Source organism: Candidatus Pacearchaeota archaeon, assembly GCA_035404185.1.
Taxonomy (GTDB): domain Bacteria; phylum Patescibacteriota; class Minisyncoccia; order Minisyncoccales; family Minisyncoccaceae; genus UBA2211.
Genome location: DAONGN010000001.1, coordinates 528,073 through 554,592, shown reverse-complemented (window position 1 = coordinate 554,592; position 26,520 = coordinate 528,073). Strand labels below are relative to the sequence as shown.

The 26,520-nt window shown below is 32.6% G+C and carries 25 protein-coding genes and 1 pseudogene; 24 read left to right on the top strand and 2 right to left on the bottom strand.

Annotated features, from left to right (window positions below; genetic code table 11):
* The first annotated feature begins 4 nt into the window (after positions 1–4).
* Together PLD14_03125 and PLD14_03120 are read left to right on the top strand one after the other, a co-directional pair.
* Positions 5–304: a hypothetical protein gene (locus PLD14_03125; protein HPR80189.1), complete on the top strand. Its 300-nt coding sequence runs from the start codon at positions 5–7 to the stop codon at positions 302–304.
* Between the two features lie 51 nt (positions 305–355).
* Positions 356–961, top strand: coding sequence for a CDP-alcohol phosphatidyltransferase family protein (locus tag PLD14_03120; GenBank protein ID HPR80188.1), 606 nt, complete (start codon positions 356–358; stop codon positions 959–961).
* Between the two features lie 63 nt (positions 962–1,024).
* Here PLD14_03120 and PLD14_03115 read toward each other — a convergent pair whose 3' ends face one another.
* Positions 1,025–1,909, bottom strand: a complete 885-nt coding sequence (locus PLD14_03115) for a substrate-binding domain-containing protein (protein ID HPR80187.1) — start codon at positions 1,907–1,909, stop codon at positions 1,025–1,027.
* A gap of 171 nt (positions 1,910–2,080) precedes the next feature.
* On the opposite strand from PLD14_03115, the pseudogene PLD14_03110 reads away from it, so the two are divergent.
* The 4 genes and pseudogenes from PLD14_03110 (at position 2,081) to PLD14_03095 (ending at position 6,346) form a co-directional block, all read left to right on the top strand.
* A pseudogene (locus PLD14_03110) lies at positions 2,081–3,187 on the top strand (inositol-3-phosphate synthase).
* A 921-nt stretch (positions 3,188–4,108) separates the two neighbouring features.
* Positions 4,109–4,768 carry an HAD family phosphatase gene (locus tag PLD14_03105; protein HPR80186.1) on the top strand — a complete coding sequence of 220 codons (660 nt, stop codon included), beginning with the start codon at positions 4,109–4,111 and terminating at the stop codon, positions 4,766–4,768.
* Between the two features lie 12 nt (positions 4,769–4,780).
* Entirely contained in the window at positions 4,781–5,302 is a 522-nt protein-coding gene (locus tag PLD14_03100) for a GRP family sugar transporter (protein ID HPR80185.1), read from the top strand.
* A 384-nt stretch (positions 5,303–5,686) separates the two neighbouring features.
* Positions 5,687–6,346, top strand: coding sequence for an HAD family phosphatase (locus PLD14_03095; protein HPR80184.1), 660 nt, complete (start codon positions 5,687–5,689; stop codon positions 6,344–6,346).
* 44 nt (positions 6,347–6,390) lie between these two features.
* On the opposite strand, the gene PLD14_03090 is transcribed toward PLD14_03095, so the two are convergent.
* A complete protein-coding gene (locus tag PLD14_03090) occupies positions 6,391–7,041 on the bottom strand; it encodes a PHP domain-containing protein (GenBank protein ID HPR80183.1) in 651 nt (216 codons plus the stop codon).
* 570 nt (positions 7,042–7,611) lie between these two features.
* Between PLD14_03090 and thpR the strand changes: the two genes are divergently transcribed.
* The 18 genes from thpR to PLD14_03000 all read left to right on the top strand — a co-directional run bounded on the left by thpR (position 7,612) and on the right by PLD14_03000 (position 26,516).
* Entirely contained in the window at positions 7,612–8,184 is a 573-nt protein-coding gene (gene thpR, locus PLD14_03085) for an RNA 2',3'-cyclic phosphodiesterase (protein ID HPR80182.1), read from the top strand.
* A gap of 1 nt (position 8,185) precedes the next feature.
* Positions 8,186–9,472 carry a Mur ligase domain-containing protein gene (locus PLD14_03080; GenBank protein ID HPR80181.1) on the top strand — a complete coding sequence of 429 codons (1,287 nt, stop codon included), beginning with the start codon at positions 8,186–8,188 and terminating at the stop codon, positions 9,470–9,472.
* A 1-nt stretch (position 9,473) separates the two neighbouring features.
* On the top strand, positions 9,474–10,265 hold the full coding sequence (locus tag PLD14_03075; GenBank protein HPR80180.1) for an inositol monophosphatase family protein: 792 nt from the start codon (positions 9,474–9,476) through the stop codon (positions 10,263–10,265).
* 167 nt (positions 10,266–10,432) lie between these two features.
* Positions 10,433–10,801, top strand: a complete 369-nt coding sequence (locus tag PLD14_03070; GenBank protein ID HPR80179.1) for a response regulator transcription factor — start codon at positions 10,433–10,435, stop codon at positions 10,799–10,801.
* Positions 10,798–11,970: a hypothetical protein gene (locus PLD14_03065; GenBank protein ID HPR80178.1), complete on the top strand. Its 1,173-nt coding sequence runs from the start codon at positions 10,798–10,800 to the stop codon at positions 11,968–11,970. The genes PLD14_03070 and PLD14_03065 overlap by 4 nt, the downstream gene beginning before the upstream one ends.
* Before the next feature lie 2 nt (positions 11,971–11,972).
* Positions 11,973–13,256, top strand: a complete 1,284-nt coding sequence (gene aspS, locus PLD14_03060) for an aspartate--tRNA(Asn) ligase (GenBank protein HPR80177.1) — start codon at positions 11,973–11,975, stop codon at positions 13,254–13,256.
* 5 nt (positions 13,257–13,261) lie between these two features.
* Positions 13,262–14,212: a serine hydrolase gene (locus PLD14_03055; protein HPR80176.1), complete on the top strand. Its 951-nt coding sequence runs from the start codon at positions 13,262–13,264 to the stop codon at positions 14,210–14,212.
* A 3-nt stretch (positions 14,213–14,215) separates the two neighbouring features.
* Positions 14,216–15,295 (top strand): hypothetical protein, encoded by a 1,080-nt coding sequence (locus PLD14_03050; GenBank protein HPR80175.1) that lies wholly within the window; start codon positions 14,216–14,218, stop codon positions 15,293–15,295.
* Complete coding sequence (locus PLD14_03045; protein ID HPR80174.1) at positions 15,292–16,647, top strand: hypothetical protein; 1,356 nt, start codon at positions 15,292–15,294, stop codon at positions 16,645–16,647. Before PLD14_03050 ends, PLD14_03045 begins: the two co-directional genes overlap by 4 nt.
* 98 nt (positions 16,648–16,745) lie before the next feature.
* On the top strand, positions 16,746–17,354 hold the full coding sequence (locus PLD14_03040) for a hypothetical protein (GenBank protein HPR80173.1): 609 nt from the start codon (positions 16,746–16,748) through the stop codon (positions 17,352–17,354).
* Between the two features lie 46 nt (positions 17,355–17,400).
* Complete coding sequence (murD, locus tag PLD14_03035; protein HPR80172.1) at positions 17,401–18,711, top strand: UDP-N-acetylmuramoyl-L-alanine--D-glutamate ligase; 1,311 nt, start codon at positions 17,401–17,403, stop codon at positions 18,709–18,711.
* Positions 18,708–19,796 (top strand): putative peptidoglycan glycosyltransferase FtsW, encoded by a 1,089-nt coding sequence (locus PLD14_03030; GenBank protein ID HPR80171.1) that lies wholly within the window; start codon positions 18,708–18,710, stop codon positions 19,794–19,796. Before murD ends, PLD14_03030 begins: the two co-directional genes overlap by 4 nt.
* A 66-nt stretch (positions 19,797–19,862) precedes the next feature.
* On the top strand, positions 19,863–20,828 hold the full coding sequence (locus PLD14_03025) for a class I SAM-dependent methyltransferase family protein (protein HPR80170.1): 966 nt from the start codon (positions 19,863–19,865) through the stop codon (positions 20,826–20,828).
* Positions 20,829–20,876: 48 nt separating this feature from the next.
* On the top strand, positions 20,877–23,117 hold the full coding sequence (locus PLD14_03020) for an ATP-binding protein (GenBank protein ID HPR80169.1): 2,241 nt from the start codon (positions 20,877–20,879) through the stop codon (positions 23,115–23,117).
* A gap of 4 nt (positions 23,118–23,121) precedes the next feature.
* Positions 23,122–23,520, top strand: a complete 399-nt coding sequence (locus tag PLD14_03015) for a response regulator (protein ID HPR80168.1) — start codon at positions 23,122–23,124, stop codon at positions 23,518–23,520.
* Positions 23,521–23,582: 62 nt separating this feature from the next.
* On the top strand, positions 23,583–24,701 hold the full coding sequence (locus PLD14_03010; GenBank protein ID HPR80167.1) for a UDP-N-acetylglucosamine--N-acetylmuramyl-(pentapeptide) pyrophosphoryl-undecaprenol N-acetylglucosamine transferase: 1,119 nt from the start codon (positions 23,583–23,585) through the stop codon (positions 24,699–24,701).
* Between the two features lie 2 nt (positions 24,702–24,703).
* On the top strand, positions 24,704–26,224 hold the full coding sequence (gene gltX / locus PLD14_03005) for a glutamate--tRNA ligase (GenBank protein HPR80166.1): 1,521 nt from the start codon (positions 24,704–24,706) through the stop codon (positions 26,222–26,224).
* Between the two features lies 1 nt (position 26,225).
* The gene (locus PLD14_03000; GenBank protein ID HPR80165.1) at positions 26,226–26,516 is read left to right on the top strand and encodes a hypothetical protein; all 291 of its coding nucleotides are present in this window, start codon (positions 26,226–26,228) and stop codon (positions 26,514–26,516) included.
* Positions 26,517–26,520 lie beyond the last annotated feature (4 nt).

Here is a 26,520-nt window from a genome sequence, read left to right as displayed (position 1 = left end):
AACTATGGAACCAAACAAAAGATTCATCAATTCAGTTACTGAAGGCAATCTATGGACATTCATTCTTTCTTTAGGTAAGGAAGTTGAAGTTAAAGAAGAAGATGTTTCAAGATTGATTTTCGAGAAGTTCGGTTTTCTTCCTAATGAGTTAATGGTTAAAAGTGTTTTATTTAGATTAAAGAGTGATAAATATGTTAGTCGTGAAAGAAATGCTGGCAAGAAGGCCTACAAAACTACTGAAAAAGGATTGAAAGAATTAGAAGCAATGAAAGCCTATTCTTCAAATTTAATACAGAAACTATAACAGCTTTTTAGCTGTTTTAGTTTTAATAAATAATAAATAATTATTAAAAATATGTTAGATACAAAAAGACATTGGTTTAAAGATTTAGAAAAATTGGTTGGTAAGATTTTTGGTGCTTTACCATTGACTCCTAATCAATACACCTATCTTTCAGGAATTTTTGCTTTAGTTGGATTATGGTACATGATTAAGGAGAATCTAATTTGGGCAATTGTATTTTTCTTAGTTGCGGCTGGTTTGGATTTTATTGATGGAGCGGTAGCTAGAGCTAAAAATATGTCGAGTAAAGTTGGAGCATATTTGGATACTGTTTTTGATAGATATGTCGAAGGTATTATTTTCTTTGGAATGTTTTTCTTAGCTCTTCCAACATTTATAATCCCTGGACAGGCTTGGGTATATCTAGCAATCTTTGGTTCAGTGGTTACAACTTATGTTAAGGCAGCGGCTAAAGAAAAAGATTTAGTTAATCAGGAACTGAAAGGGGGATTATTATCAAGAGGGGAGAGATTAATTTTAATTTTCATTGCTTTGATTTTAGGAGTTATTTATCCTAACTATTTGTATATGACTTACGTTGTGGCGGTAATTGCCATTTTAGCAAACTTTACTGCGCTTCAAAGATTCCACTCAGCAATCTCGATAAATAAACAATAAAGAGAGCACCCTCGAAAGAGGGTGTTTTTTGTATAAAAAAAGAATGAACAAATAAAAGGCTGTTCATTCGAAGACCGAGAGATTGTTGAGGTCGACCAGAGTCGGACCACAAAATATTTCGGTATACGGGGCGGTTACTTGCTTGGTCAGCAATTTGATTGCCAACTCGGCAGCTTTTGCTCCTTGTTCGCGGGGATGCTGGATGAGAGCACAGATTATGTCTCTCGATCTGATGCCGGCTGCGGTCTCTGGGTTAAGATCCATGGCGACGATACCAAGGACTTTTTCAGGGAATTCCTTTTTTACTTTCTGGGCGAAGGAAGTTCCGACTGGACCGAGAGTGACGAAGACTGCAGATTCCATTGCTTGACAGATAACATGAGAATTTTTCTCATTGTTAATGTCAATTTCGCAGACAGTGATATTGACCGGCTTGGCTATATCCTTGATGCCCGCAATTCTCAGGTCGTATCCGTAGTGCATAGGCTTATCGCGTGGCACGTAAATGCAGCTGGGCTTTGAGTAGCGAGACAGTAACGCTTTTGCTGCCATTTTGCCAGCGTCGACTTCATTCATGCCTACGTATCCACGTAGGTTTTTGAGTCGCTCCTTTGCATTGATATCCGGAGGGACGTTTATTGCAACGATGAACCCTTCATATGCTTCGAGCATTTTGAGAAGTCGTTCTTCGTATTCTCCCTGCTGAGGGGTCAGAGGAAGAACCATCGCTCCTGGATTTTTTGCTTTTGATTTCGGTACCGTCTGTAGGTATTCCTCAATGTCGCTGTAATTCTCGTGAAGAGAGTGAATAAGACAGGAAATTGAAGAATTATACTCGACATAATTTCCAAATCCTTCGGCAATTTGCCTCCAGACTGAAGAATGTTTTTGGGCCGGATCAATTCGGCTGTGCGTAGTCAGTATGATCAAGTCTTCTCTGAGTTTCATGACTCACCTCAGCAAACTTTTAGTTGAAGGTTGCTGGTTATAATATGGTATAAATTGGGGATTACGTCAATATTGACAAATAGTATAGATATATTGTATAATAATATTATGTTTCTTAGCTAAATTACTAGGAAACGTAACAGTATTTTGAGATTACTATTGGAGTTGATTATGATGCAAAATGTCAACAACGCAAAGAAAAAGATTAAGATCGCGGTTATCGGAGTCGGAAACTGTTTTTCATCCCTTTTTCAGGGAATTCACTATTACAAAACAGTGAAAGATGATAGCCGAGTAGTGGATGGCTTGATGCACAACACCATTGGTGGATACACGATTTCAGACATTGAAGTTGTGACTGCCTTTGATGTAGACAAGAGAAAAGTCGGCAAAGATGTGAGTCAGGCTATTTTCGAAAAGCCTAACTGCACAAAAGTTTTTTGCCCGAATATTCCATTGTCAGGAGTAACCGTCAAAATGGGCCCAGTGCTCGATGGCGTTGCTCCTCATATGGTTAATTATCCACCGGACCAAACTTTCGTCGTCTCAGACGAAGAGTCGGTTGATGTGGCTGCAGAGCTTATCAAATCGGGTGCGCAAATATTGATTTGTTACCTCCCGGTTGGCAGTCAGAAAGCTGTCGAGTATTATGCGGAAGCCGCACTCAAGGCAAATTGTGCTTTCATCAACTGCATGCCTATATTCATTGTTTCTGACAATGTCTGGGAAAGCAGATTCAAGGAAGCCGGACTGCCTTGTATCGGTGACGATGTAAAATCCCAAGTGGGATCGACTATTGTCCACCGTTCTCTCGTCGATCTTTTTGTAAAGAGAGGGATTCGTATTACGGAGACCTATCAGGATAATATCGGTGGCAACACAGATTTCTTAAATATGTTGCTAAAAATAAGAAACATCACAAAGGTAATTTCCAAGGGAGAGGCCATTCAATGTCTCTTAAGAGAGAGGTTGTCTAAAAGCAAGTTTTATGCTGGACCAAGTGGATATAACTATGCTCTGAAGGACAACAAGATTGCCGATATCAGCATCAAGGGGAATCAATTCGGAGATGTTCCGATGAGCCTTGAACTCAAACTGTCGGTAGAAGACTCTCCTAATTCAGCCGGATGTATCATTGATGCTATCAGGATTCTGCGGATTGCTCTTGATCGAGGTCTGAGCGGAGCCATTTTGCCCGCCTGTTCCTACTTCATGAAGCATCCACCCCAGCAAGTGAATGATGACAAGGCTCGCGAAGAGATGGAGAAATTCATTTCCGATGGTTGCCGAAACATCATGATTGCTCCTTCCCGAACAAAAGACTTTGCCAATTCTGGCGAAGACTATTCCGAAGTATGGACTTCGATTTGTCAGGAAGCCAAGCAGCAAGCAAACGATGCGGGAATTCATCTGGAAGTAACATCTCTGGAAGACAGCTACGATGATACCAATGAGCTTATCAAACTCATCGAGAAGGCAACTGCCAGACTGCACAGCTTTGGTCCCGGATACGAGAAGAATCTATTCCTTTCCTTCTGTATAACAGAACGGAATTTCAAAGGAAAGATAATCAACATTCTCAAAGCTTACCCAGAGATCAATCTCTACGGAATCAATGTTCCTCCGGACAAGGAATACGCGTCTGCACTGCCCAACATTTGTGGCTATGTAGGAATGGACGAATTTGTTCTGGGCCAGGAACTTTTCCAGGAGTTGGTATCAAGAGTGGACATTTCCCGAGTGGTCGTTTTACGACAAAAGGAATCCCACTATGGATACGATTTGAGAATTGAGGGAATCAAAAAACTTGCTTGTCAGAAAGACATTGAAGTAGTGGTTTGCAAACACACGGATCATGAAACAATGAAGAAGGCAATTCTTTCAGGAAGCACCGGAGTAATTACTTTCGGTAACCGTGGAACAGAACAAGTTTTTGCTCTTGATATCAATGACATTATCGTTCCGGTAGTGACCGTTGATTCAAACAAGAAGATCAAAAAATCTTCAGTCAATAGCAATAAGCACATTCTAGCCAGCTATCTACAGGAAGGACTCTATGGTCATTTCCTTTGCGGAGAAAATTATACAATAAGTCCTATAAAATCAACAGCATAGGCAGGAGACACCAAGTTCTCCTTTTTTTATTGCCTTAAAATAAAACATAATGTATTATTGGAGTATAATATTAAAATTAAGAAAATGAACAAAGAAGATATAAAGGGAATAATATTTGATTTAGATGGTGTGTTGTTTGATAGTGAATACTATCAATGGCAAGGTTGGGTTGAACCATTAAGAGAATATGGGATAGAATTAACCAAAGAGATGTATTTTAAGTACGCAGGAAAGAATGGAAAACAGATTGATGAAGAATTAATCAAAGATTTTAATTTGAATATTGAAATTGGAACGCTTTTAAAGGCAAAACAACCTTTAATCGGAAAATGGTTTAGCGAAGCAGCTATGCCTTTAATGCCTTATGCCAAAGAGGCAGCTGAATATTTTGCAAACAATTCTCGATTTAAAGTCGCATTGTGTTCAGGAGGAGATACAGAAGAAATCATCACAAAACTAGAAAAGAATGATTTTATTAAGTATTTCTCAGTTATTGCTGCGGGAAGTGATGTCGCAAGAAGTAAGCCATGGCCCGATATTTATTTATATGCAGCAGAAAAGTTAGGATTGAAACCAGAAGAGTGTTTAGCCTTCGAAGATACTCAATATGGATTGCAATCTGCTAAATCAGCTGGCGTTAATTGTTTTGTTATCCCTAATGAATATTCAGAAAAACAAGACTTTTCAAAAGCCGATAAGGTTGTTTCTTCATTAAAAGAGGTGGTTGAATTTTTTAATAATTAAATTAATAAAAATATGCCAACATGGTTAATTTACGGCTTGATTAGTTCTCTTTTTTTTGGAACCTACGCCGTTATTTCAAAAGTAGTCACTTCAGAAAAATATTTAAAGATTCAACCTGCTAATGCTTCATTGTTAATGTTTGCGGGAATAATGTTGGTGTTTCTTTTATTTTTTTTAATTAAAACAGAAAATCTAAGTTTCTTAATGAAGACTGCTGGTTTTGTAATAATGGGAATTATAATCATTTACGTTATTTTAGCTTTAAAAGAAACAGGAGTTATGATTACTCCTGCAGTTTTAATATTAGGATTTTTATCGGGTGCCCTTTGGGCAATAGGCATGATTTTTACCTTTTTGGCTTTTTCTACTGGAGTAGAAGCAGCCAAATTAGTTCCTATTTATAATACAAATACATTGATTGCAGTCTTTTTGGGAATAGCAATATTGCATGAGCTTCCAGCTCCTGACGCAAGAATTAAGGTGGTCACTGGAGCGGCTTTAATTGTTATTGGTAGTATATTGGTGAGTAAATAATATCGGTATTGACGGAGAATAATCGAATATCACGTTTCTCAATAAAAAAAGAGCCGGATAATGGTTTATCCATGTCCGGTTTTTATGAAATACTTTCGAAAGCATCAAATGCTGGGATAAAAATGAGTAGCACTACCATAAATAAAAGAAGATAATTCTTTGTGGTGAGTCCTGTTATCGTCAATATCCCTGCTATGATTACTAATGGGATAAATATAGCATCTGAACGATCCATAACATTCCTCCTACATTTATTATAATAATATTTGGTAAAATGTCAAGGGTTAGTAGTTTGACAAAACACTATAATTGTTTATATTAGTCTTATTCTGGTTTAATGATTAATTGTAATCAGAACATTATTGTTGTTTGAAAAGGAGAATCATGATGAAAGAAGACATTATTGGTCTTATCGTTGACCTTGATGGTGTGCTCTTTGACAGTGAGTATTACCAATGGCAAGGATGGGTTATACCACTACGAGAGTTTGGTATTGAACTCACCAAGGAAATTTATTTCGGATACGCTGGTAAAAGCGGTAAACAAATCGATCAGGAATTGATCAGGGATTTCAATCTCAATGTTGAGATAGGATATCTCTGGGAGAAAAAGAAAAAGCTACTCGAAAAATGGTTTAGCGAAAAAGCTATGCCTCTACTGCCATATGCTCGGGAGATAGTCGAGCACTTTATTGCTAACCATCAGTTCAGGGTGATGCTTTGTTCGGGCGGAGACAGGGAAGAAGTCGCAATGAAATTAATGATGAACGACTTCTTAAAGTATTTCCCAAACTTCGTAGCTGGCAATGATGTTGCAAGAAGTAAGCCTTGGCCAGATACATATATTCTTGCCACAGAGAAGCTCGGGCTTAGGCCTGATCAATGCTGGGCAATTGAAGATACTGAGTACGGGTTAGAAGCAGCAAAGGGTGCTGGAATACATTGTTTCGCTATTCCGAACGAGTATTCAGTCAAACAAAACTTTTCCAAGGCCGATGGAATATTTTCTTCCTTAAAAGACGTTATCGACTTTTTCGATAATTAAATGATTCAAGGTAAATAAATGACGTAATCCGCACAGGGTTACGTCTATTTTTTTAGAATTCCTATTTTAGATAGTAAAGGAGTAATGATATAAATCAATGGAGATTTTTTCCCATTGATTTTTGTTTGCTTATTTAATATAGATTGCTTTAAATCTTCTTCTGTGGTTCCATTGAATTCAGTGTATGTATAGCCAATAGCTTTATAATAATGGGAATCACCGCCAGCAGTCATTCCTAGATTGTATTGTTTTGCAAATTCCATTGCTTTGGTGTCAGGACTAGTTCCTGGCTTTCTTCCGTTGAAGACTTCAATCGCATCAACCAAATCAAGATATTTAGTAATATCGTCTTTGAATCCTTCAGCTCCATGAAAAGGATGGGGAATAATTACTAATCCTCCTTGCTTCTTTATCTCTTCCATGACCCATCTTGGGTCTTTTTTGTATCCGTCAATTTGTTGTTTTAAGAATAATCCCAAAACATCTCCTTTGGTTGTTTTCATTTCTTCTCCAAGAATAATAAGGAAATTGTGTTTTTTTCCTAGTTTGATTGCTTCGGCCCAGCCTTTAGTGTTTTCATGGTCGGTAATCGCTATTCCATCAAGGCCGACTTCTTTAGCATAGGTGATTATTTTTTCTAAACTCGAAGAAGCATCGTAGGAATATTTAGTATGGCAGTGTAAATCTATTTTCATGGTTTTATTATACACAATATACTTATTTTGACAAAGAGTTTAAATTTAGATACGATGCTTTTATAACAGTTATTTTCAAACATTCTTGGGAGATCGTTTGATGACAAGAGATCAAGAAAAAAAGAAAGGAACTTTCTCCAAGCTGGTTTATCCAGATTGGGCATTTCGAGCACTGAAGGATGACCCCCTTTTCATTGAAATAGGAAGGAATCAAATCAAACATCGGTACAAACGTATTGAGGTTTGTTGCACGACTGCTGATCAGCAAGAAAGATTAATCACATTACTCGGAAAGAGTATCTCTTCCGAAACACTTAAGGAGGTGAGTCAGCTTGCTTCCTCCTGATCTCGTAGTAGATAATTTTCCTTTGGGCATGTATCAAAAAATGTCTAAAGACGAAGAGCGGTGTCTCAGAGACAACAGAGTGGAAATTTCATTCTGTGGAGATCATGTTCGATTCACTTTCCCGAATCAAGAAGTTCTTAATCGTTTCCGTCGGAGAAATCTTGAGATTTCTCCTTCTTTTTTTATATATTGCCCACTAATGCATAAAGTGATATTCTTTAAATATGCAAAAGAGAATATTCATCAGTATCGGATTACCAGAAAAAGTTAAAAATAAGCTTGTAGAATATCAAGAAGAGCTTGCCCATTCTTTTACTAATTTTAACGATTTTTGTCCGATTAAATGGAGTAAGAAGTACAATCTACATATTACTTTGTTTTTTATAGGATATATTGAAATAGAGGAATTGGTTCCGATGTTTAATACAATTGAAAAGATAGCTGAAAATCATGGTTCTTTCGTGGTTGACTTAAAGAGTATTTCTTATGGACCCAAAGAAGATTCTCCGAAAATGATTTGGGCAAGAGGAGAAAAATCAATAGAATTGGAAAATTTACAAGCCGATTTAGAAAAAGAATTATTTAATGTTAGAAAGCCAGAAAATGGATTTACTCCACACATCACTTTGGGCAAAGTAATCCAGTGGCAGTTTAATAGAATCGAACCAGAAGAGAGACCAGATATTTTTAAAGACATTTCCTTGTCTTTTCCTGTAAATTCAATTGAGATTATGGAAAGTAATTTAGGAAGAGGAGGAGCTGATTATGCAATATTAAAATCAATTCCATTAAAATAATATGAAAATACATTTTATTGGCATCGGAGGAATAGGAGTTTCTGCATTAGCACAATACTATTTGGAAAAAGGAAACGAGGTTTCTGGTTCTGACGTTGCTTCGTCTTCAATTACCGATGACCTTATCAAAAAAGGAGCAAAGATTGTTATTGGTCCCAACGTAGCAGAAAATATCAAAGAGTATGATTTGGTTATTCATAGTCCAGCTGTAAAAGAAAGCAATCCAGAAATAGTTGAGGCGGAATTAAAAGGGATTAAGATTTTAAGCTATCCTCAAGCCCTAGGAGAATTAACTAAAAATTATTTTACCATCGCTGTTTCTGGAACTCATGGAAAAAGCACTACGACCGCAATGATTGCGTTAATTTTGATTGAAGCCGGATTTGATCCGACTGTTGTTGTCGGAACTAAATTGAAAGAATTTGGAGATTCTAATTTCAGAATGGGCAAATCTAATTATTTAGTAATAGAGGCTTGCGAGCACGAAGAATCTTTTTTAAACTATTGGCCAAAGATAGCCGTTGTATTAAATATTGAAGAAGACCATCTTGATTACTATACGAATATAGAGAATATTAAAAAAGCTTTTAATGAATTTGTTTCTCACTTGGGTGATAATGGTATTTTAGTTAAGCAAAAAGAAACGGAAATACAATTTGATAAAAATACAATTGAATTTTCTTTAAAGGAAGAAAGATGTGTCAGAAAATTAAGAGAAATAATCAAGATTCCAGGCGATCACAATATATTAGATGCTTTAGCGGCTCTAAAGGTAGCTAGAATATTAAAAATACCAGACGAAATATCTTTTAGTGCTTTATCTAAATATATGGGTGCGTGGAGGAGATTTGAAGAAACACAGTTTCCTGGTTTTGTTTTGATTGATGACTATGGACACCATCCAACAGAGATACTAGCGACCCTAAAAGGAGCGAGACAGAAATATCCGAATAAAATTATCTATTGTGTTTTTCAACCGCATCAATATCAGAGAACCTTTTTACTATTCGATGATTTTGTTAAAGTTTTCAAAGAAATCATTAATACAAAACTAGTTGATAAGCTGTTCTTGATTGACATTTATGATGTAGCAGGAAGGGAAGGAGGTGATTTAAAAGAAAAGGTTAGTTCAGAGAAATTAGCAGCTGCTGTGCCGAATGCCATCTATACTTCTAATGAAGAATTATTTGATAAACTTAAAGGAGGAGAAGTAATAATATTTATGGGAGCAGGGAACATCTATGATTTAAGTCAGGACTTTAAGGATAAGAATAGAATTTGTTCTTAATATGGAATTAAATAGTATTAAAGAAAATCTTATCAGCGTCATATTAGAAGCAGGAGAAATCCTTAAAAAATATTTCTATTCTAATGATTTAGTTTCTTATCAAAAAGAAGGAGTTGATTTTACCACCGAAGCAGATAGGGAAGTGGATTCTTTTTTGATTAAGAAATTAAAAGAAATATATCCGCAAATAGAATTTTTAACAGAAGAAACTGCTCCGAATGATTATGTTTTATTCAAAAATAAAGATAATCTTTGGGTTATAGATCCCTTAGACGGGACAACTAATTTTTCCAGAAAAAATTCTAATTTTGCTATTTCAATAGCATTAGTAAGTAAAGGTCAGCCAGTATTAGGAGTTGTTTATCTTCCTATCTCAGATAAATTGTATTCTGCTCAAATAGACGAAGACGGAGCATTTTTAAATAAGAAACCTATTTCTGTTTCTTCTATTAGTAAGTTAAAAGAAGCAACGATTGCTTGTGATTGGTCTTGGGACTTAGAAAAAAGAAAAGATGTTGTTAAATGGTTAAACAATATTAATGCTTCTTTTAGACAAATCAAATCACTGGGTAGTGCTTCATCTGATTTAGCGAGCCTTGCGGAAGGAAAAATAGATGCCTATATTCATTCTGGAGTTAAGCCTTGGGATGTTACTGCTGTGGTTTTAATAATAGAAAAAGCCGGTGGGGTAATCACTGATGCTAAAGGAAACAAATGGAATATTTTTAATCCAGAAATAATTGCAACAAATAAAATTATACACGGAGAAGTTATTAAATTAATAAATAAGTAGTTTTCTCTTGAAAATAATGCCATATCAAGTATAATATATGTATATGGAAACACTTTGGACAATATTTATAGTTTTATCTGTTATTACACTTATTTTATGGTGTGTTTTAGGTGGAGACAAAGAAGAGTAATCTTCTTTTTATTTTATAAAAGGTAAAAAAGAAAAAAATGAAAAGGATTCTTATTATTGAGGACGAGAAAATTCTTTCTGACATGTATAAGTTCAAACTTAGCAAAGAGGGATTTGAAGTTATTTCAGCAATTGAGGTTGATGAAGCTATTGAATTGGCAAAAAAGCAAATACCAGACTTAGTTGTTTTAGATATGCTTCTACCCAAAGAAAGCGGAGTCAATTATTTAATTAAAATTAAAAAGATAGATAATTTAAAATTAATTCCCGTCTTAGTCCTTACTAATTTTGATGATAATCAGACTAGAGCTCAGGCTTTCGAAAATGGAGCTAAGGATTATTTAATAAAATCTAATCACGATCCCAAGGAAATAGTAACAAGAATAAAAGAATTGTTAAATCAATGATAGACACACCACTTTCAATATATTTAATTATTCCAAGTAGTATTTTTATTTTATTAGTTGGAACTTTTATATTTTTTAAAAATAGAGGAAAAGTAAATTTTTTATTCTTCCTTATGAGTTTAGCTCAATTTATGTGGGCTTTCGGAACTTTTATTGTTTGGCAGGGAAATGCTTGGGGTATAGTAAATCAAAGCGTATTATTAAATAAAGTATTTGTTTTGGCTGTATTTTTAATTCCAACTTTTTTGTATCATTTTACAATTGAATTTTGTAAAATAAAAAGTCAGAAGATTATATTGTATTTCTCTTATGCATTTTCTTTATTTTTAATCTTTGTAGTCGATGTTAATTCAGTTATTAATGGAGTATTTTTTTACAAATGGGGTAATTGGAGTATAGCGAGTATTATCCATTACGCCTTTTCTTTTTTTATAATTTTCTTGTTGTCGATGTCCTTGTATAATCTTTTTAAGGCTTGGCAAGATAGAACCGATGAAAGCATTAAAAAAGACACGATTCTCTATCTTCTTTTAGGGATTGCTATTTTTGGCCTTGTTTTTATTGACTTTCTTCCCATTTATGGAATTAATATCTATCCTTTATTTTATTTGACTATTCCTATTTATGCTCTTATAATGGCATATGTCCTGATAGAAAAGAATCCTCTAGCTTCAATGATTACAACCGATATATTAGTAGCAACACTTTTGACCTTACTTTCATCATTGTTAATTTTTCCAGATTTAGAGGTAACTTTTATTGAAAAGTCTGTTATTTTTATTTTAATTTGTGTTTTGTCTTTCCTTACTTTAAAGTATACTCATCAATTAAATGAGGAGAAGATTATTTTTAAAGAAACAATAGAAGATAGGACTAAGGAGTTAGAAAAGACCAATGCTCAATTAAGAGAAGCGAAAGAATCATCTGAAGAGGCTAATATTATCTTGGAAAGAAGAGTAAAAGAAAGAACGCGCGAATTGCAAGGACTAAACGATAGTTTGGAAAAAGTAGTAAGTGATAGAACTAGGGAATTAGAAAGAAAAACCAAGCAGTTAGAAGAAAAGTTAGTTGAATTAGAGCAGTTTAGCGATGTTTTTGTAAATAGAGAAAATAAAATGGTTGAATTAAAGGATAGAATAAGAGAATTAGAAGAAAAATTAAATAAATAAACATGGAAAGAGCTTTAATAGGAAAAATATCTGAATACGAGAATAAACAGGCGGTGATTAAGGGCCGAGTTTTTAATATTAGAAATCTAGGGAATATAGTATTTTTAATAGTTCAAGATTACACTGGAACAATACAGGTTGTTGTTGATAAAAGCATTGAAGTTAAAACAGGAGATGCGGTTGTAATTACAGGGTTAGTTAAAAAAGATGTTAGAGCTAAGAGTGGATTTGAAATTAAAGGAGAAAAATTAGAAGTTGTTTCTGAAAACATTGAAGATTTACCAATTGACTTGAGTAAAGAAGATATTAATTTAAACTTAACAACACTATTAGACTATCGTCCCTTGTCATTAAGGCACCCTAAAGTTCAAGCTATTTTTAAATTATATGATCTTTTATTAAAGAGTTATGAGAGAGTGATGAGAGAAGACGACTTTACCGAAATTAAAACTCCAAAAATATTAGGAACAGCCACCGAAGGAGGTGCTAATTTTTTTAAAGTAAAGTATTTTGATAAAGAAGCAACATTGGCTCAAAGTCCTCAATTTTATAAACAAATCATGGTTGGAGTACTAGAAAGAGTTTTTGAGGTTGGTTCTGTCTTTAGAGCTGAGCCTCACTTTACAACCAGACACGTTAATGAATATATCGGACTTGATGCTGAAATGGGTTTCATTTCCAACTTTTACGATGTTGCAAAAACATTGAATAAAGTTTTAAAACAAATGTTTTTGGAATTAGAAAAAGAAGGAAAGCCTTATTTAGATTTATACAATATTGAATTGTCAAAAGTTCCTGATGAAATTCCTTGTATTAAACTTTCAGAAATCAAGAAGATAATTAAAGAAGAATACGGGCATGAAGTTTCCGAAGGAACAGATATTGATCCTAAAGGCGAAGAATTGGCAGGGAAGTATGCTAAAGAAAAATTCAATTCAGATTTTATTTTTATAACTCACTATCCTTGGAGCGATCGACCTTTTTATACTATGCCTGACCCAATAAATCCAGAAGAGACTTGCGGTTTCGATTTACTTTATAAGGGACTTGAAATTGCGACAGGAGGGCAGAGAATACACAAATACGAGGATTTGATGGCTAATATGAAGAAGAAGGGCATTAAGCCCAAAGGAATGGAATTTTATTTAGATGTTTTTAAATATGCTATTCCTCCGCACGGAGGATGGGGAATGGGCTCAGAAAGAATTATAAAACAGATGTTAAATTTAGAAAGTATAAAAGAAGCCATTTTATTCCCTAGAGACGTTAAAAGATTAATTCCTTAAAGTGCATGAAGAGAGAAAATATATTCTTTTTATTAAGTCTTTTTTTTCTATTTTTATTGTTTTTTATAATCAATTATTATTCTAAAGATGTTTTGAACAAAACGTCTAATTTGTTTTTTTTAAAACAAACCGATAGTTCTTTATTGAGACCATTAAGTAAAGAAAAGATTGCTGATTTGTATTTGAATTCCAATAATTTTTTGTCAGTTTTTTTTAATTTAGATGAAAACAAAGAAATTGTTTTAGCAGAAAAGAAGAGTAGCGAAGTGATACCAATAGCTTCTTTAACTAAATTAATGACCGCGGTTGTTTCTTTAGAGAATTATAATTTAGATGATTTAGTAGATATCAGTTCTTTTGCTGTTTCAACTAATGGGACTATGGGGGGATTAAAGGTTAATGAAAAAATAACAGTTAGAGATTTATTATATGTTACCTTGATTGAATCAAGTAATGATGGGGCTGAGGCTTTAGCTGAAAAAATGGGTCGTACAGAATTTATTTACAGAATGAATAAAAAAGCCAGTGAGATAGGTATGACAAATACCAGATTTTATAATCCAACCGGACTAGATATCTTTACTGATGATTCAGCGAAGGAATTATTAGAAACCAATGTTTCAACCCCGGAAGATTTAGAGAAATTAGTCGTATATATTCTCAAGAATCAATCTTTGATACCTCAAATATTATCTTTATCGGAAAAAAAGATTGTTAGTAGTAGCGGAGTTGTTCATAACTTAGAAAACACCAATATTCTTTTGAAAGAAAATGCAGGATATCTTTGGGGTAAAACAGGATATACAAAAGAGGCTAACGGGTGTATTATATTAATATTGAACAACTATTCAGCTGTTAATTCGGGTTACATTATTAATGTAATTACTGGGGCAGATGATAGGTTTAAAGAAGCTAGAAAATTAGAAGAATGGCTTCATACTTCATTTATTTGGTAAACTATGTCTTTATTTACTTTTAATGCGATAAAAATAATGTCTCTAGCTTTCACGGCTTCGATTATTGCCGTAATCGTAGCTGGATTTTTGATTACTTTTTTATACAAAATAGAATTTTGGAAAAAGAAACCGAGAGAAAAAACAATTGATGGACAAGAGGCATCAGTTTTTTTAGCTTTTCACAAGGAAAAAGAAGTAAATACTCCTCGTGGGGGTGGAATAATCATTTGGGCAACAGTATTAATATTGTTAGGAATTGTTTTTTTAGCTGGTAAAATTTTTGATGTTTGGTGGATAGATAAATTTAATTTTTTGTCTCGTGAAGAAACTTGGATTCCTTTATTTGCTTTAGTTACTGCCTCTTTGATTGGATTAATAGATGATATCTCTGTTGTTTACGGAAAAGGAAAGTATATTGGTGGGGGATTAAAATTTAAGACAAGATTATTGTTAGTAACTATTATTGGTTTAGTGGGAGGATCTTGGATGTATTATAAGCTAGGATGGGACTTTATACATATTCCTTTATTGGGAGATTTTCCGCATGGATTTGATTGGCATATTGGTGTTTATTTTATTCTTTTGTACGTTATTGTCAGTTTGGCTTCTTGGGCTTCGGGAGTAGTTGATGGATTAGATGGATTAGCTGGAGGAGTTTATAGCTCTATTTTTGGAGCTTTTGCCGTTATTGCATTCTCTGAAGGTTTAGTTGATTTATCAGCCTTTTGTATGGTGATTCTCGGGACTTTATTTGCTTTTTTATGGTTTAATATTCCTCCGGCTAAATTCTATATGGGTGAAACTGGAATTTTAGGATTAGCTATGACTTTGACGGCGATTGCTTTTTTGACTGATTCGGTAGCTGTTTTGCCAATTATTTGTGGAGTATTAGTGATTGAAACGGGTTCAGTTATTATTCAGCTACTTTCTAAAAAATTTAGAGGAAAAAAGATTTGGCAATCAACGCCGATCCATCATCATTTGGAAGCAATTGGCTGGAAATCTTATCAAATTACGATGAGGTTTTGGATTATTAGTATTATTTGTGCAGTATTAGGAGTTTCAATTCAATTATTAAAATGACATTTAAAGAATTAAGAAAAAAATATCCAGAATTCGTATACGAAAGTTATGCTTGGGAATTAAGGGGAAATGATTTTCACCTTTCTTTTTGTTTTAAGAATGGAGAAATAGAATTTAATCCGTCAGTTGTTATTAAAGATATTTCAGTGAGGAAGATTGATAAGCATGTTTTGGATAATTTAGTTTTCAATTTGGGAATGATTGAAATGTTTTCCTATTGGAAAGCAACTTGTTCAAAAAAGATAATTGTTAAAGCTGGTAAGTTAGACAAAAAGCAGATTGATTGGTTTAAGGATATTTTATTAAATGGAATGGGTCAGTTTTTCTATGAAAACAAAATTGATTTTACTGTTCCTGATTTTATAGAAATTGTTTCCGAGGGAAAACTTTTAACCAAAAAAGGAAAGGTAACTAAGAATGGAATTTTGATTCCGATTGGGGGAGGTAAAGATTCAGCGGTAACTTTAGAATTAATGAAGAAATTTAAAAAAGAAGTTGATTGTTTTGCGTTGAATCCTAATTCTAATATTCAAGAAATGTTTAAGGCTTCTGGGTATAGCAAGATGATCGTTTGCGAAAGAAAGATTGAAGACAGACTATTGGAATTAAATAGGCAGGGATATTTGAATGGACACACTCCTTTTATAGCTTATTTGTCCTTTTTGACTGTTTTAGTTTCTGTTTTATTTAATAAAAAGTATATTGTTTTTTCCAATGAAGATAGTTCTAATGAAGGAAATGTTAAATGGCTGGGACGAGAGATAAATCATCAGTATTCTAAAACTTATGATTTTGAAAAGAAATTCAGGAAATATTATTCTGATTATTTAGTTGAGAGTTTGGAGTATTTCAGCATTTTAAGACTAATGTATGAGTTGCAGATTGCTCGCATCTTTTCATATATGAAGAATTACTTTCCAATATTTTTGAGTTGCAATGAATCGCAGAAAACATATTCAGGAACAAAAAAGAAAACAGGGAAGTGGTGCGGTGAGTGTTCTAAATGCTTGTTTGTCTATATGATTCTTTATCCTTTTCTTCCCGAAGAAGAATTACTTTCTATCTTCAATGAAGATTTGTTTGGAAAAAAAGAATTAATACCAATCTTAAAAGAATTAATAGGGGAAAAGGAGGTTAAGCCTTTTGAATGTGTGGGAACTAGAAAAGAAGCCTTGGTTGCAATGTATTTGGCATACAAAAAAAATCCTGAGAGACCAACCTTGTTGAAATATTTTGAAAAAGAAATTTTACCCAAACACAAAGACTGGGAGACTATGTCTTTAGAGGTAATGGATTATTGGAATAAAAAGAACTTTATTCCGGAGTATTTTAAAGATCAAACAGGTCTCTAGGTTGGAAATACGGGGATAATTGTATTTGACATATAGACAATAACATTGTATAGTATTAATATACATTGAAATTTTTTTGGGAGTCAGTTGTGGTTTAAATGACAAAAAGAAAGGCTGTTGTTATAGAGGGTTTTTCTGGAAGAAACATTGAAGATGTCGCCGGAAAGCTTTTTGCCAAACTCGAAGAGTTAAATCTTGAGGTGGTTCCTGTAGAGCATATGCCCTATAAAGGAATTGCCAAAAGATTATGGCATGCGCAGACAATTGAAAGATTTGCCGAACAAGCTTATTCAACAATCAAGACTCTTACTAATGAAGATTTTCTCATTCTGTACAGCATGGGGAATCTTGTTGGTAGATATGCCATCGAAAAGATTGGCATAAAAGGAAGTCCGACTGTTATTCTTGCCGGAGGTCCTCATCTTGGATGTAGTTGGAGATACGCGCCACTATTCATGGTGCCGTGCATTCGGCAAATGCTACCGGGAAGCTCATTTTTGAAGAAGATTGGTCTTCCAAAGAATGATTTTTATTACTACCTTGTTGCCACAAAAGACAAAAAGGTATCAGTAAAATCAGCTTGTCCAGTAGAGACGGACCGGGTTCGTCATTTTACTTGCGGTCATAGATTATTCGATCATCGTCCTTGTCTCGAGTACTTTGATGAGATCGTAGACTATGAAACAATTCAGATCGCAATAAAATAACAAACAGGTCTTTTTTTTATACTTTAAATATGTTAAATTATATCTAATGAAAATTAACTCTTTAGAAAAGAAAAAGGTTTTAATTTTAGGAATAGGCAGGGAAGGTGCCGATTCTTTTGTTTTTCTAAGGAAAAAGTTTCCTAAAAAGAAATTATTTGTTGCGGATAAGAAAAAGTGTGAAGAAATGGATTTGAAAACAAGGAAATTATTGAATGATAAAAATATTGAATTATTTTTGGGAGATGATTATTTAAAAAGTATTAAAGGTTTTGATATTATTTTAAAATCTCCAGGAATATCGTTATCTAGTATCAAGAAATATCTAAGTAAAAAAACTAAAGTAACGGGACAGACAGAATTATTTTTTGATAATTGTCCAGGGATGATTATCGGAGTAACTGGAACCAAAGGCAAAAGTACCACCTCTTCCTTAATATATTCAGTTTTAAAGGAGGCAGGATTCAAAGCTTATCTAGTGGGAAATATTGAAACTCCATCATTATCATTTCTTTTGAGTGCTAAAAAGAATGATATTTTTGTCTATGAATTATCTTCTCATCAGTTGCAGAACCTAGAAGCAAGTCCACATATAGCAGTATTTTTAAATATCTATCCTGAGCACTTAGATTATTATAAGAATTTTAAAGAATACTTTTTAGCAAAAACAAATATTGTTAAATACCAGAAGAAAAACGATTATTTTATTTTTAATTCTAAGATTAAGGAAATAAAAGATTTGTCTGCTAAAGCTAAATCAAAAAAGATTGAAATTAACCCAATTGATTTTTCTAAATTTTTAAAAGACAATCAAGGATTTTTAGAGATTACTCATATTGATAATTTGATAGCAGTTTTAAACGTAGCGAAAATATTAAAAATTAAAGAAGAAAAAATTATCAAGGCTTTTAAAAAGTTTAAAAGACCAGAACATAGATTAGAGTTTGTTTGTGAAAAGAAGGGAATTAGATTCTATGACGATTCGATTGCTACAATTCCTGAAGCAACAATTTTTGCTTTAGATTCTTTGGGATATGATGTTGAGACTTTAATTGTTGGAGGTTTTGATCGGGGAATTAAATTTGATAAATTAGCTGATAGGATTATCAAAAGTAATGTTAAGAATTTAATTTTACTTCCTGGTTCAGGAGAAAAGATTTTGAAAGAAATTAAAAAAAAGAAAAAAAAGGTAAGACATTTTATTTTCGATAACATGAAAGATGTGGTCAATAAATGTTTTCAAATAACATCTAAGAATAAGATATGTCTTTTATCTCCTGCTTCGCCTAGTTTCGGAATATTTAGAGATTACAAAGAAAGAGGAGATTTATTTAAAAAATACATTAAAGACTTTAAATGATAAAAGAAAAAAAGAAATTTGATTTAAGTCTTTTGGTGATAATAATCCTTTTGATTGTGATGGGAATTTTAGCTTTGGCTACCTCTTCGACTCCTTTGTCTTTAAAATTAACTAACAATCCCAATTTTTATTTATTTCACCAATTATTGTGGGGATTATTGCCAGGATTGATTCTGGCTTTTGTTGCTTTTAAGATTCCTCTATACGGAATTAAAAAATGGAGTTTTCTTATTTTTATCGTTTCTTTCATTTTAACGCTTTTAGTTTTTGTTCCAGGACTAAGCACAACTCAATTGGGTGCCACTAGATGGCTTAATTTGGGTTTTACGAGCATTCAACCATCAGAGTTAATGAAGTTAGCCTGTATAATCTACTTGGCCGTTATATTGAATAGTGAGAAGGCGAGAAATAAGTTTACTGCTTTTATTATTCTTTTGATTTTAGTTTGTGGAGTTTTATTTTTTCAAAAAGATATGGGAACCTTAATTGTTCTTTTTTCCACCATGATGATAATGTTTTTCTGTTCAAGAACTCCATTTAAGCAAACATTAATAATTGGTTTTAGTGCAATTTTAGGATTTATCGGTTTAATAATTTCTGAACCCTATAGATTGCAAAGAATTACATCTTTTCTCCATCCAGAAAATGATACATTAGGAGCAGGATATCATATTAACCAGGCTTTGATCTCGGTTGGTTCGGGGGGGATAACTGGTTCTGGTTTAGGATTAAGTGTCCAAAAATTTGGTTTTGTTCCTCAATCAATTTCTGATTCTATCTTTGCTATTTTTGCCGAAGAAACTGGTTTTATTGGTTGCGCTGTTTTAATTGCTTTATTTTTTGCTTTTTTTGTTGCTTCTTCTTCTTTAGGAAAAAAACTTAATGACGAATATTTAAGATTAATGGCAATTGGCATTGGATCGTGGTTTATAATCCAAACCTTACTTAATATTGGAGCAATGATAGGGGTAGTTCCTTTAACAGGGATTCCTTTACCATTTATTAGTTATGGTGGTTCTCATTTAATAATAGAATTAATAGCTTGTGGATTTTTGTTAAATATTTCTAAATACGTTAAGAATTAATTTTTGTTTTACAAAGAAACGCTAAATTGTTATAATAGTTTTATATAAAAATTAAAAGACCGATATATGCATAATAAAGATTCCGTTAAGATAGAGATCGCAACTGTTCCTAAAGTTTCAGAAATAGAAATTGTCAAAAAACCAAATCTTCCAGTTAGGTGTGATAGATATGAAAATTGTTCATGGCCTTATGTTTTATCTCTGCCATTCATGTGGCTCATTACTATCTATGTGATGATTAAGAAATGGGTTTATAAAATACTTGGACTTGGTTTGCCAAAAACAAATTCTATTTTCTTTGATGGATTAGGAAAGGAAAGTAGAAAAGTAAAAGATTATGCAACAACCTGGAGGGCAATGGATATAGTATACAATCATCCATTTACTCAAAAATGGACTTTCAGGGGTGCTATCGATGAGTTTTATTGGTTTGGATTGAACTGTCAGGGTCTTCGTAATAGGCTTAAGCTTATTAAAGACGAACTAAGAAAAGCTATTTTAAAAGTAGATGACGGTGGAGAGATAAGGCTTGTATCGTTAGCTTGCGGTTCAGCAGAATCAGTAATTGAAATTATAGCTGAAGCTAAAGCTAAAAATAAAATCATTAAAGCAAAATTTGTAGATATAGATGGTGACGCTCTTGAAAGAGCTAAAAACCTAGCTAAGCATTATGGAGTAGAAAACCAGATAGAAATGCACAAAGGAAGCATATACGACGTAATTGAATCATCTCGTGAATTTAAACCGCAAATAGTTGAAATGATGGGATTTTTAGATTATATTAGCCAAGAAGAAGCTATTTCTTTATTAACTAAAATTAGATCGATATTAGAGTTAAATGGTTATTTGATAACCTGTAATATCTGTCCGAATATAGAGCAACATTTCTTGAAATGGGTTATAAACTGGCCAATGGTCTACCGTAATCCAAAAGATTTGAGTGATATTGCCGAAAAATCAGGATTTAAAGATTATCGATTAATTTATGAACCGTTGAAAGTTCACGAGTTATTAATCGCTAAGAAAAATTAAACAATAAGTAAAAATGGTAAAGGTGTTATTTTATAAAATTAAAGAGATATGACTTTTTATGCCGTAGCAGCTTTAATTAATGCCATTACGAGTTTAACGCTCGGGTCTTTGATATTTTTCAAAAATCGTAAAAATATAACTAACTATACATTCGTTTTATTAAGTGGGGCCGTATTCTTTTGGTCAATTTTTTATTTTTTATGGCAGATATCAACTGATTATAATACCGCTTTACTCTATACAAGATTGCTTTCTGTTGGTTCAATATTTATTCCCGTGTTTTATTTGCACTGGGTTTTATCGTTTTTAGAGATTAAAGAACTCAAAGCTAAAATAGTTTTATGGTTTGGCTATGCAATAACTTTTGTATTTCTAGTTTTTTCTTTTTCTCCAATATTCATAAAAGATGTAGAAAAAATATTGGTTTTCAATTTTTGGCCTAAAGCTGGTTGGCTCTATACAGTATACCTTTTAGTTGCATATGGAGGATTGGTGGGTTATGGATTAATTGAACTAATCAGAAGTTATTCACGCTCAAATAGTCTTAGGCAATATCAAATAAAATATATAATAACGGGAACCATTATTGGTTTTTTGGGTGGAGCAACTAATTTTTTCCTTTGGTATGATGTAAAAATATTACCATTTGGAAACATCGTTACCTCTCTTTATGTTTTTATTTTATTTTATGCCATGATCAGATATCGTTTAATGGATATTAGAATTGTTATTCAGAAAATATTTATTTATTTCGTAGTTGCTGTTTTTACCTATATTGCTTTTTACGCTATTATTGGTTTTTATGGATATACTTTTGGCGGGGTTTTTAATGGTGCTTCATATGCTTTTGGTATTATATTGGCTCCATTATTTGCTTGGTTTTTTTATGCTGTAGATAGGGGAGTAAGAGTTTTTGCCAATAAATATCTTTTTGTTTCATTATATAATTATCAGGAAACAATAAATAAATTAATTGACGAATTAAATAATTACATTGATTTGGATAAGATTGTTGGGTTAATAGTAGATACTATTAAAAACACCATGCAACTAGATAGGGCTGGTGTTTTGTTGGTAAATAAAGAAACATTACCGATAAAATATCAAATTGCTAAGGTTATTGGATTTAACGAAAAAAATGGAATTTCTTTAGTGCAGGACAATTTTTTAACTAAGTATCTTACAAAAATTCAAAAACCATTAGTAAGCGATGAATTAATAATGCTTTCTAGTGAAATGGATGAAAAAAACAAAAAAAGTTTTCTTAGACTCTATGACCACATGGAAAAAATAGAAGCTGCATTGTGTCTGCCTCTTATGGCTAATAAAAAATTAATCGGTATTATTGTTCTCGGATCAAAGATTTCTGGTGATGCTTATACTAATGAAGATTTAAGGCTGTTGGATATTTTATCAAAACAAGCTGGTGTTGCGATAGAAAATGCTAGACAATACAAACAAATTCAAGAGTTTGGAGAGACATTAAAAAATAAAGTTGATGAACAAACAAAAGACATTGAAACAAAAAATGAATATTTGCAAGAGTTGCTCAATATGAAATCTGATTTTCTAAGAGTAGTTAATCATCAATTGAATACCCCGTTATCAATAATGAGAGGCTATTTTTCAATGATGAAAGATGGCGATTATACGCCAGAGAAAGCTCTTCCTGTTATTGAAACTGGATTAGATAGGATTATTAACACCGTATCTGCTTTTTGGGATGCTTACAAACTAGAGGGAGAGAAGATGAAAATGGAGCCGCAAAAAACCGATATTGCGGCTTTGATAGACAATATGGTAAAGGAAAAGAGGAAACTGAAAAATGCTAAAGACAGAAAATTAAAATTAGAAATTGAAAAGCCTAATTTTGAAATTCCTGAAGTTTGGTGTGATTTCCAAAAAATAACCCATGTTATTTCTAATCTTTTAGACAACGCTGTCAATTATACATACGAAGGCAAAATCACGGTTTCTTATGAACTAGATGATAATTTTTTAAAGATAAACGTAAAAGATACTGGATCTGGAATATCCGAAGAAGACCGTAATAAAGTTTTCCAGAAGTTTTCAAGAGGAGCTAACGCTTTAAAAATGAACCCTAATGGGTCAGGAATCGGATTATATATTGCTAAAAAGATTGTTGAGGGAAATGGAGGAGAATTGTCTTTTTACAGTGAAGGAGAAAATAAAGGAACTACTTTTAGCTTTACGATTCCAATACATGAAGACAAAACAAAGGTTGAAGAAGAATTGGTTAGTAAGCCAAATAAAATAGAAATATTTTAAAAATATGAACAAGATACTTTTTATCGATGACGAAAAAGCATTAATAGATATGTATCATTATATTTTTGAAAAAAATGGATATAAATTTATAACAACTTTTGATATACAGGAAGCTTTAAAGATGACTGAATTAGAAAAACCAGATATTATATTATTAGATATAATTATTCCAAAGTCAGGAAATGCTGTGGCGGAACAAGGATATGATTATTTGAAGAAAGTTAAAAGCAATTCAAAAACTAAAGATATTCCAGTTATAGTCTTTAGCAACCTTGACACTCCTCAAGATCGTAAAAGATATAAAGAAATGGGAGCGTTTGCTTTCATATTTAAACGTGATTGTAGTCCCAAAGAAGTTTTAGATTTTATAAATCAAATTTTAGGACAATTGAATAAAAAATAAAATAGCTAAAATTAGAATAGACAGGCACTTGTTAAAAAGTCCAAAAATGATATATTTAATGTATGAAAAGAATATTATTTACAGGCGGAGGGACAGGTGGACACATTTTTCCCATTATTGCTATTGCTGAAGAAATGAGGAAAAGAGGTTCTAATTTTAAATTGGAATATATTGGGCCATCTGATTTTACTTCTAAGACCTTTTTACCCCAAGCAAAGATTGAAGCACATTATATTTCTTCTGGAAAACTAAGAAGGTATTTTTCTATTAAGTCTTTTTTTTCTAATCTGTTTGATTTATTTATCGGTATTCCTTTTGGAATTTTTCAGGCTTTTATAATAATGTTTTTTATAGCTCCCGATGTTATTGTAAGCAAGGGAGGATTTGGTTCTATTCCTGTTGTTATTGCGGGATTTATTTTAAGAATTCCAATTTTTATGCACGAATCGGATGTTGTGGGTGGCTTAGCTAATAAAATAGGAGGTAAACTTTCAGAAAAAATATTTGTTTCTTTTCCTGCCTCAGAAATTGAAGATTTTCCTAAAGACAAAATGATTGAAAGTGGTAATCCCGTAAGGAGCACTTTAGTTCTTGGGAATAAAGAAGAGGCTAAAGTTAAATTCAATTTGATAGGTGAAAAACCAGTAGTGTTGATTTTGGGGGGATCGCAGGGAAGCGAAAAAATAAATGAAGTTATTTTGGGCGTTTTAGTTGATGTACTTCAGGATTTTGAAATTATTCATCAGACGGGGATGACAGGCTACAAAAGAGTAAAAAATGAAGCCATGGCAATGATTGATGAAAAATTATTGAAATATTATCATCCATATTTTTTTCTGGACGAGAGAGAGTTAGCTCTTGCATATGCTGTTTCTGAATGTGTGGTAGCAAGATCAGGAGCAGGAACAATTTTTGAAATAGCTTTATTAAAAAAACCTAGCATTTTAATACCTCTTCCTGGTTCAGCTCAAAATCATCAAGTTAGAAATGCCTATTCTTACGCTAAAAACGGAGCTTGCTTGGTTTTAGAAGAGGGAAATTTTACTCCTCATTTCTTTTTTGAAAAATTAAAAGAAGTTCTCAAAGAAGACAAAGAATTAATGTCAAAAGCAGCAGAATTATTTTCTAAACCATATGCGGCGGTTATTGTAGCTAGATATGTATTAGATTTCATAGAATAAGTATGATAGCTAAAAAAGAAGAAAAAAGAATAAGAACAAGATTTGCTCCGTCTCCAACTGGACATCTTCACATTGGAACAATTAGAACTGCTTTATTTCCTTTTCTTTTTGCAAGAAAAAATAAAGGAACATTTATTTTGAGAATAGAAGATACTGATTTAGAGAGGTCAAAAAAAGAATGGGAAGATGAATTATTAATGGGTCTAAATTGGATGGGAATTAATTGGGATGAGGGTCCAGTTGTTAATTCTTTAGATTACATTGGAGGGCATTCTCCATATAGACAGAGCGAAAGGACAAAGATATATAGAAAGTATTTAGAACAAATGTTGAAAGATGGTCACGCTTATTATTGTTTTTGTTCAAAAGAAGAAGTAGAGGCCCAAAAACAATATTTAATGTCTATTGGTGAATCTCCAGTTTACAGAGGAGCTTGTAGAGATTTACCTAAAGAAACAGTTGAAAAGTATTTAAAAGAAGGGAAACCATCAGTTATTCGTTTTAGAACTCCTGTCGACACTAAGGTTTCTTTTAATGATTTAATTAGAGGAGAAATTGAAGTGAGCACAGAAACGATGGGTGACTTTGTTTTAGCTAAAGATTTAGATACAGCTTTATTTAATTTTACCTGTGCGGTCGATGATGTTGAAATGGAAATTACTCATGTTATTCGTGGGGAAGACCATATTCCCAATACTCCTAAGCAGATTTTAATTATTCGTGCTTTAGGATTTGAAGAGCCTAAGTATGCCCACCTATCATTAATATTAGGAACAGATAAAAAGAAACTTTCTAAGAGAACTAGCAAAACGTCATTGATTGATTATAAAGATGATGGTTATTTACCAGAGGCGATATTAAATTTCATTGCTTTTCTAGGATGGAATCCAGGAACAGAAAAAGAAATTTATTCACTTAACGAATTGATTGCTGATTTTTCAATAGAAAAAATACAAAAGTCAGCTGCTATTTTTAATGTTGATAAGCTGGATTGGCTTAATGGTTTCTATATTCGCAAAAAGTCTCTTTACGACTTGACCAGAGAATGTATTCCTTATTTAATTAAAGCCAACTTAATCAAAGAAATTGCTGTTGAAAAGTATTTAGTTGTTGAAACTAATGAAGAGACACACCTTGAAGAAATTGAAAAGATGGTTGCTCTATATCATGAGAGACTTAAAAAACTTTCAGAAATTGTAGAATTAATCGATTTTTGTTTTTTAAAAGAATTAGATTATTCCGCTGAATTATTAAAATGGAAAGAAATGAGCAATCAAGAAATCATTGACTCATTAAATAAGTCAAAAGAAATTATTACTGCGCTTGAGTTTAATCAAGAAAATTTAGAAAAAGAACTAATGGAAGAGGCGAATAAGCTTACAAATAGGGGTAATTTATTGTGGCCATTAAGAGTGGCTCTATCTGGGAAAAATAATTCAGCTGGACCGATGGAAATAGCTTTTGTTTTGGGAAAAGAGAAGACAATTATGAGAATAGAACAAGCAATTAAAAAATTAAAATAATATGTTTAAAAGAATTTTTTCTCTTGTTTTAATAATATCTTTTTTTTCAATAGGATTTTGTTTTGCTTTTGATAAAGATTCAGTAAAGAATATTTGGAATGATTGTGTTCCTAAAATATCTGAATATTGGGGCATAACTTTAAATTGGATTAATAATGATATGGAACCGTGGGTAGAAAAAAATATTGGAGTAAAAACAAAAGAAGAATTTAAAAAAGAATTTAGCGAAGCAATAAAAGAGGTTCCTGCTACTATTAATGCTATTTGGAATAAAGCAAAAGAGCTGTTTTGATTAT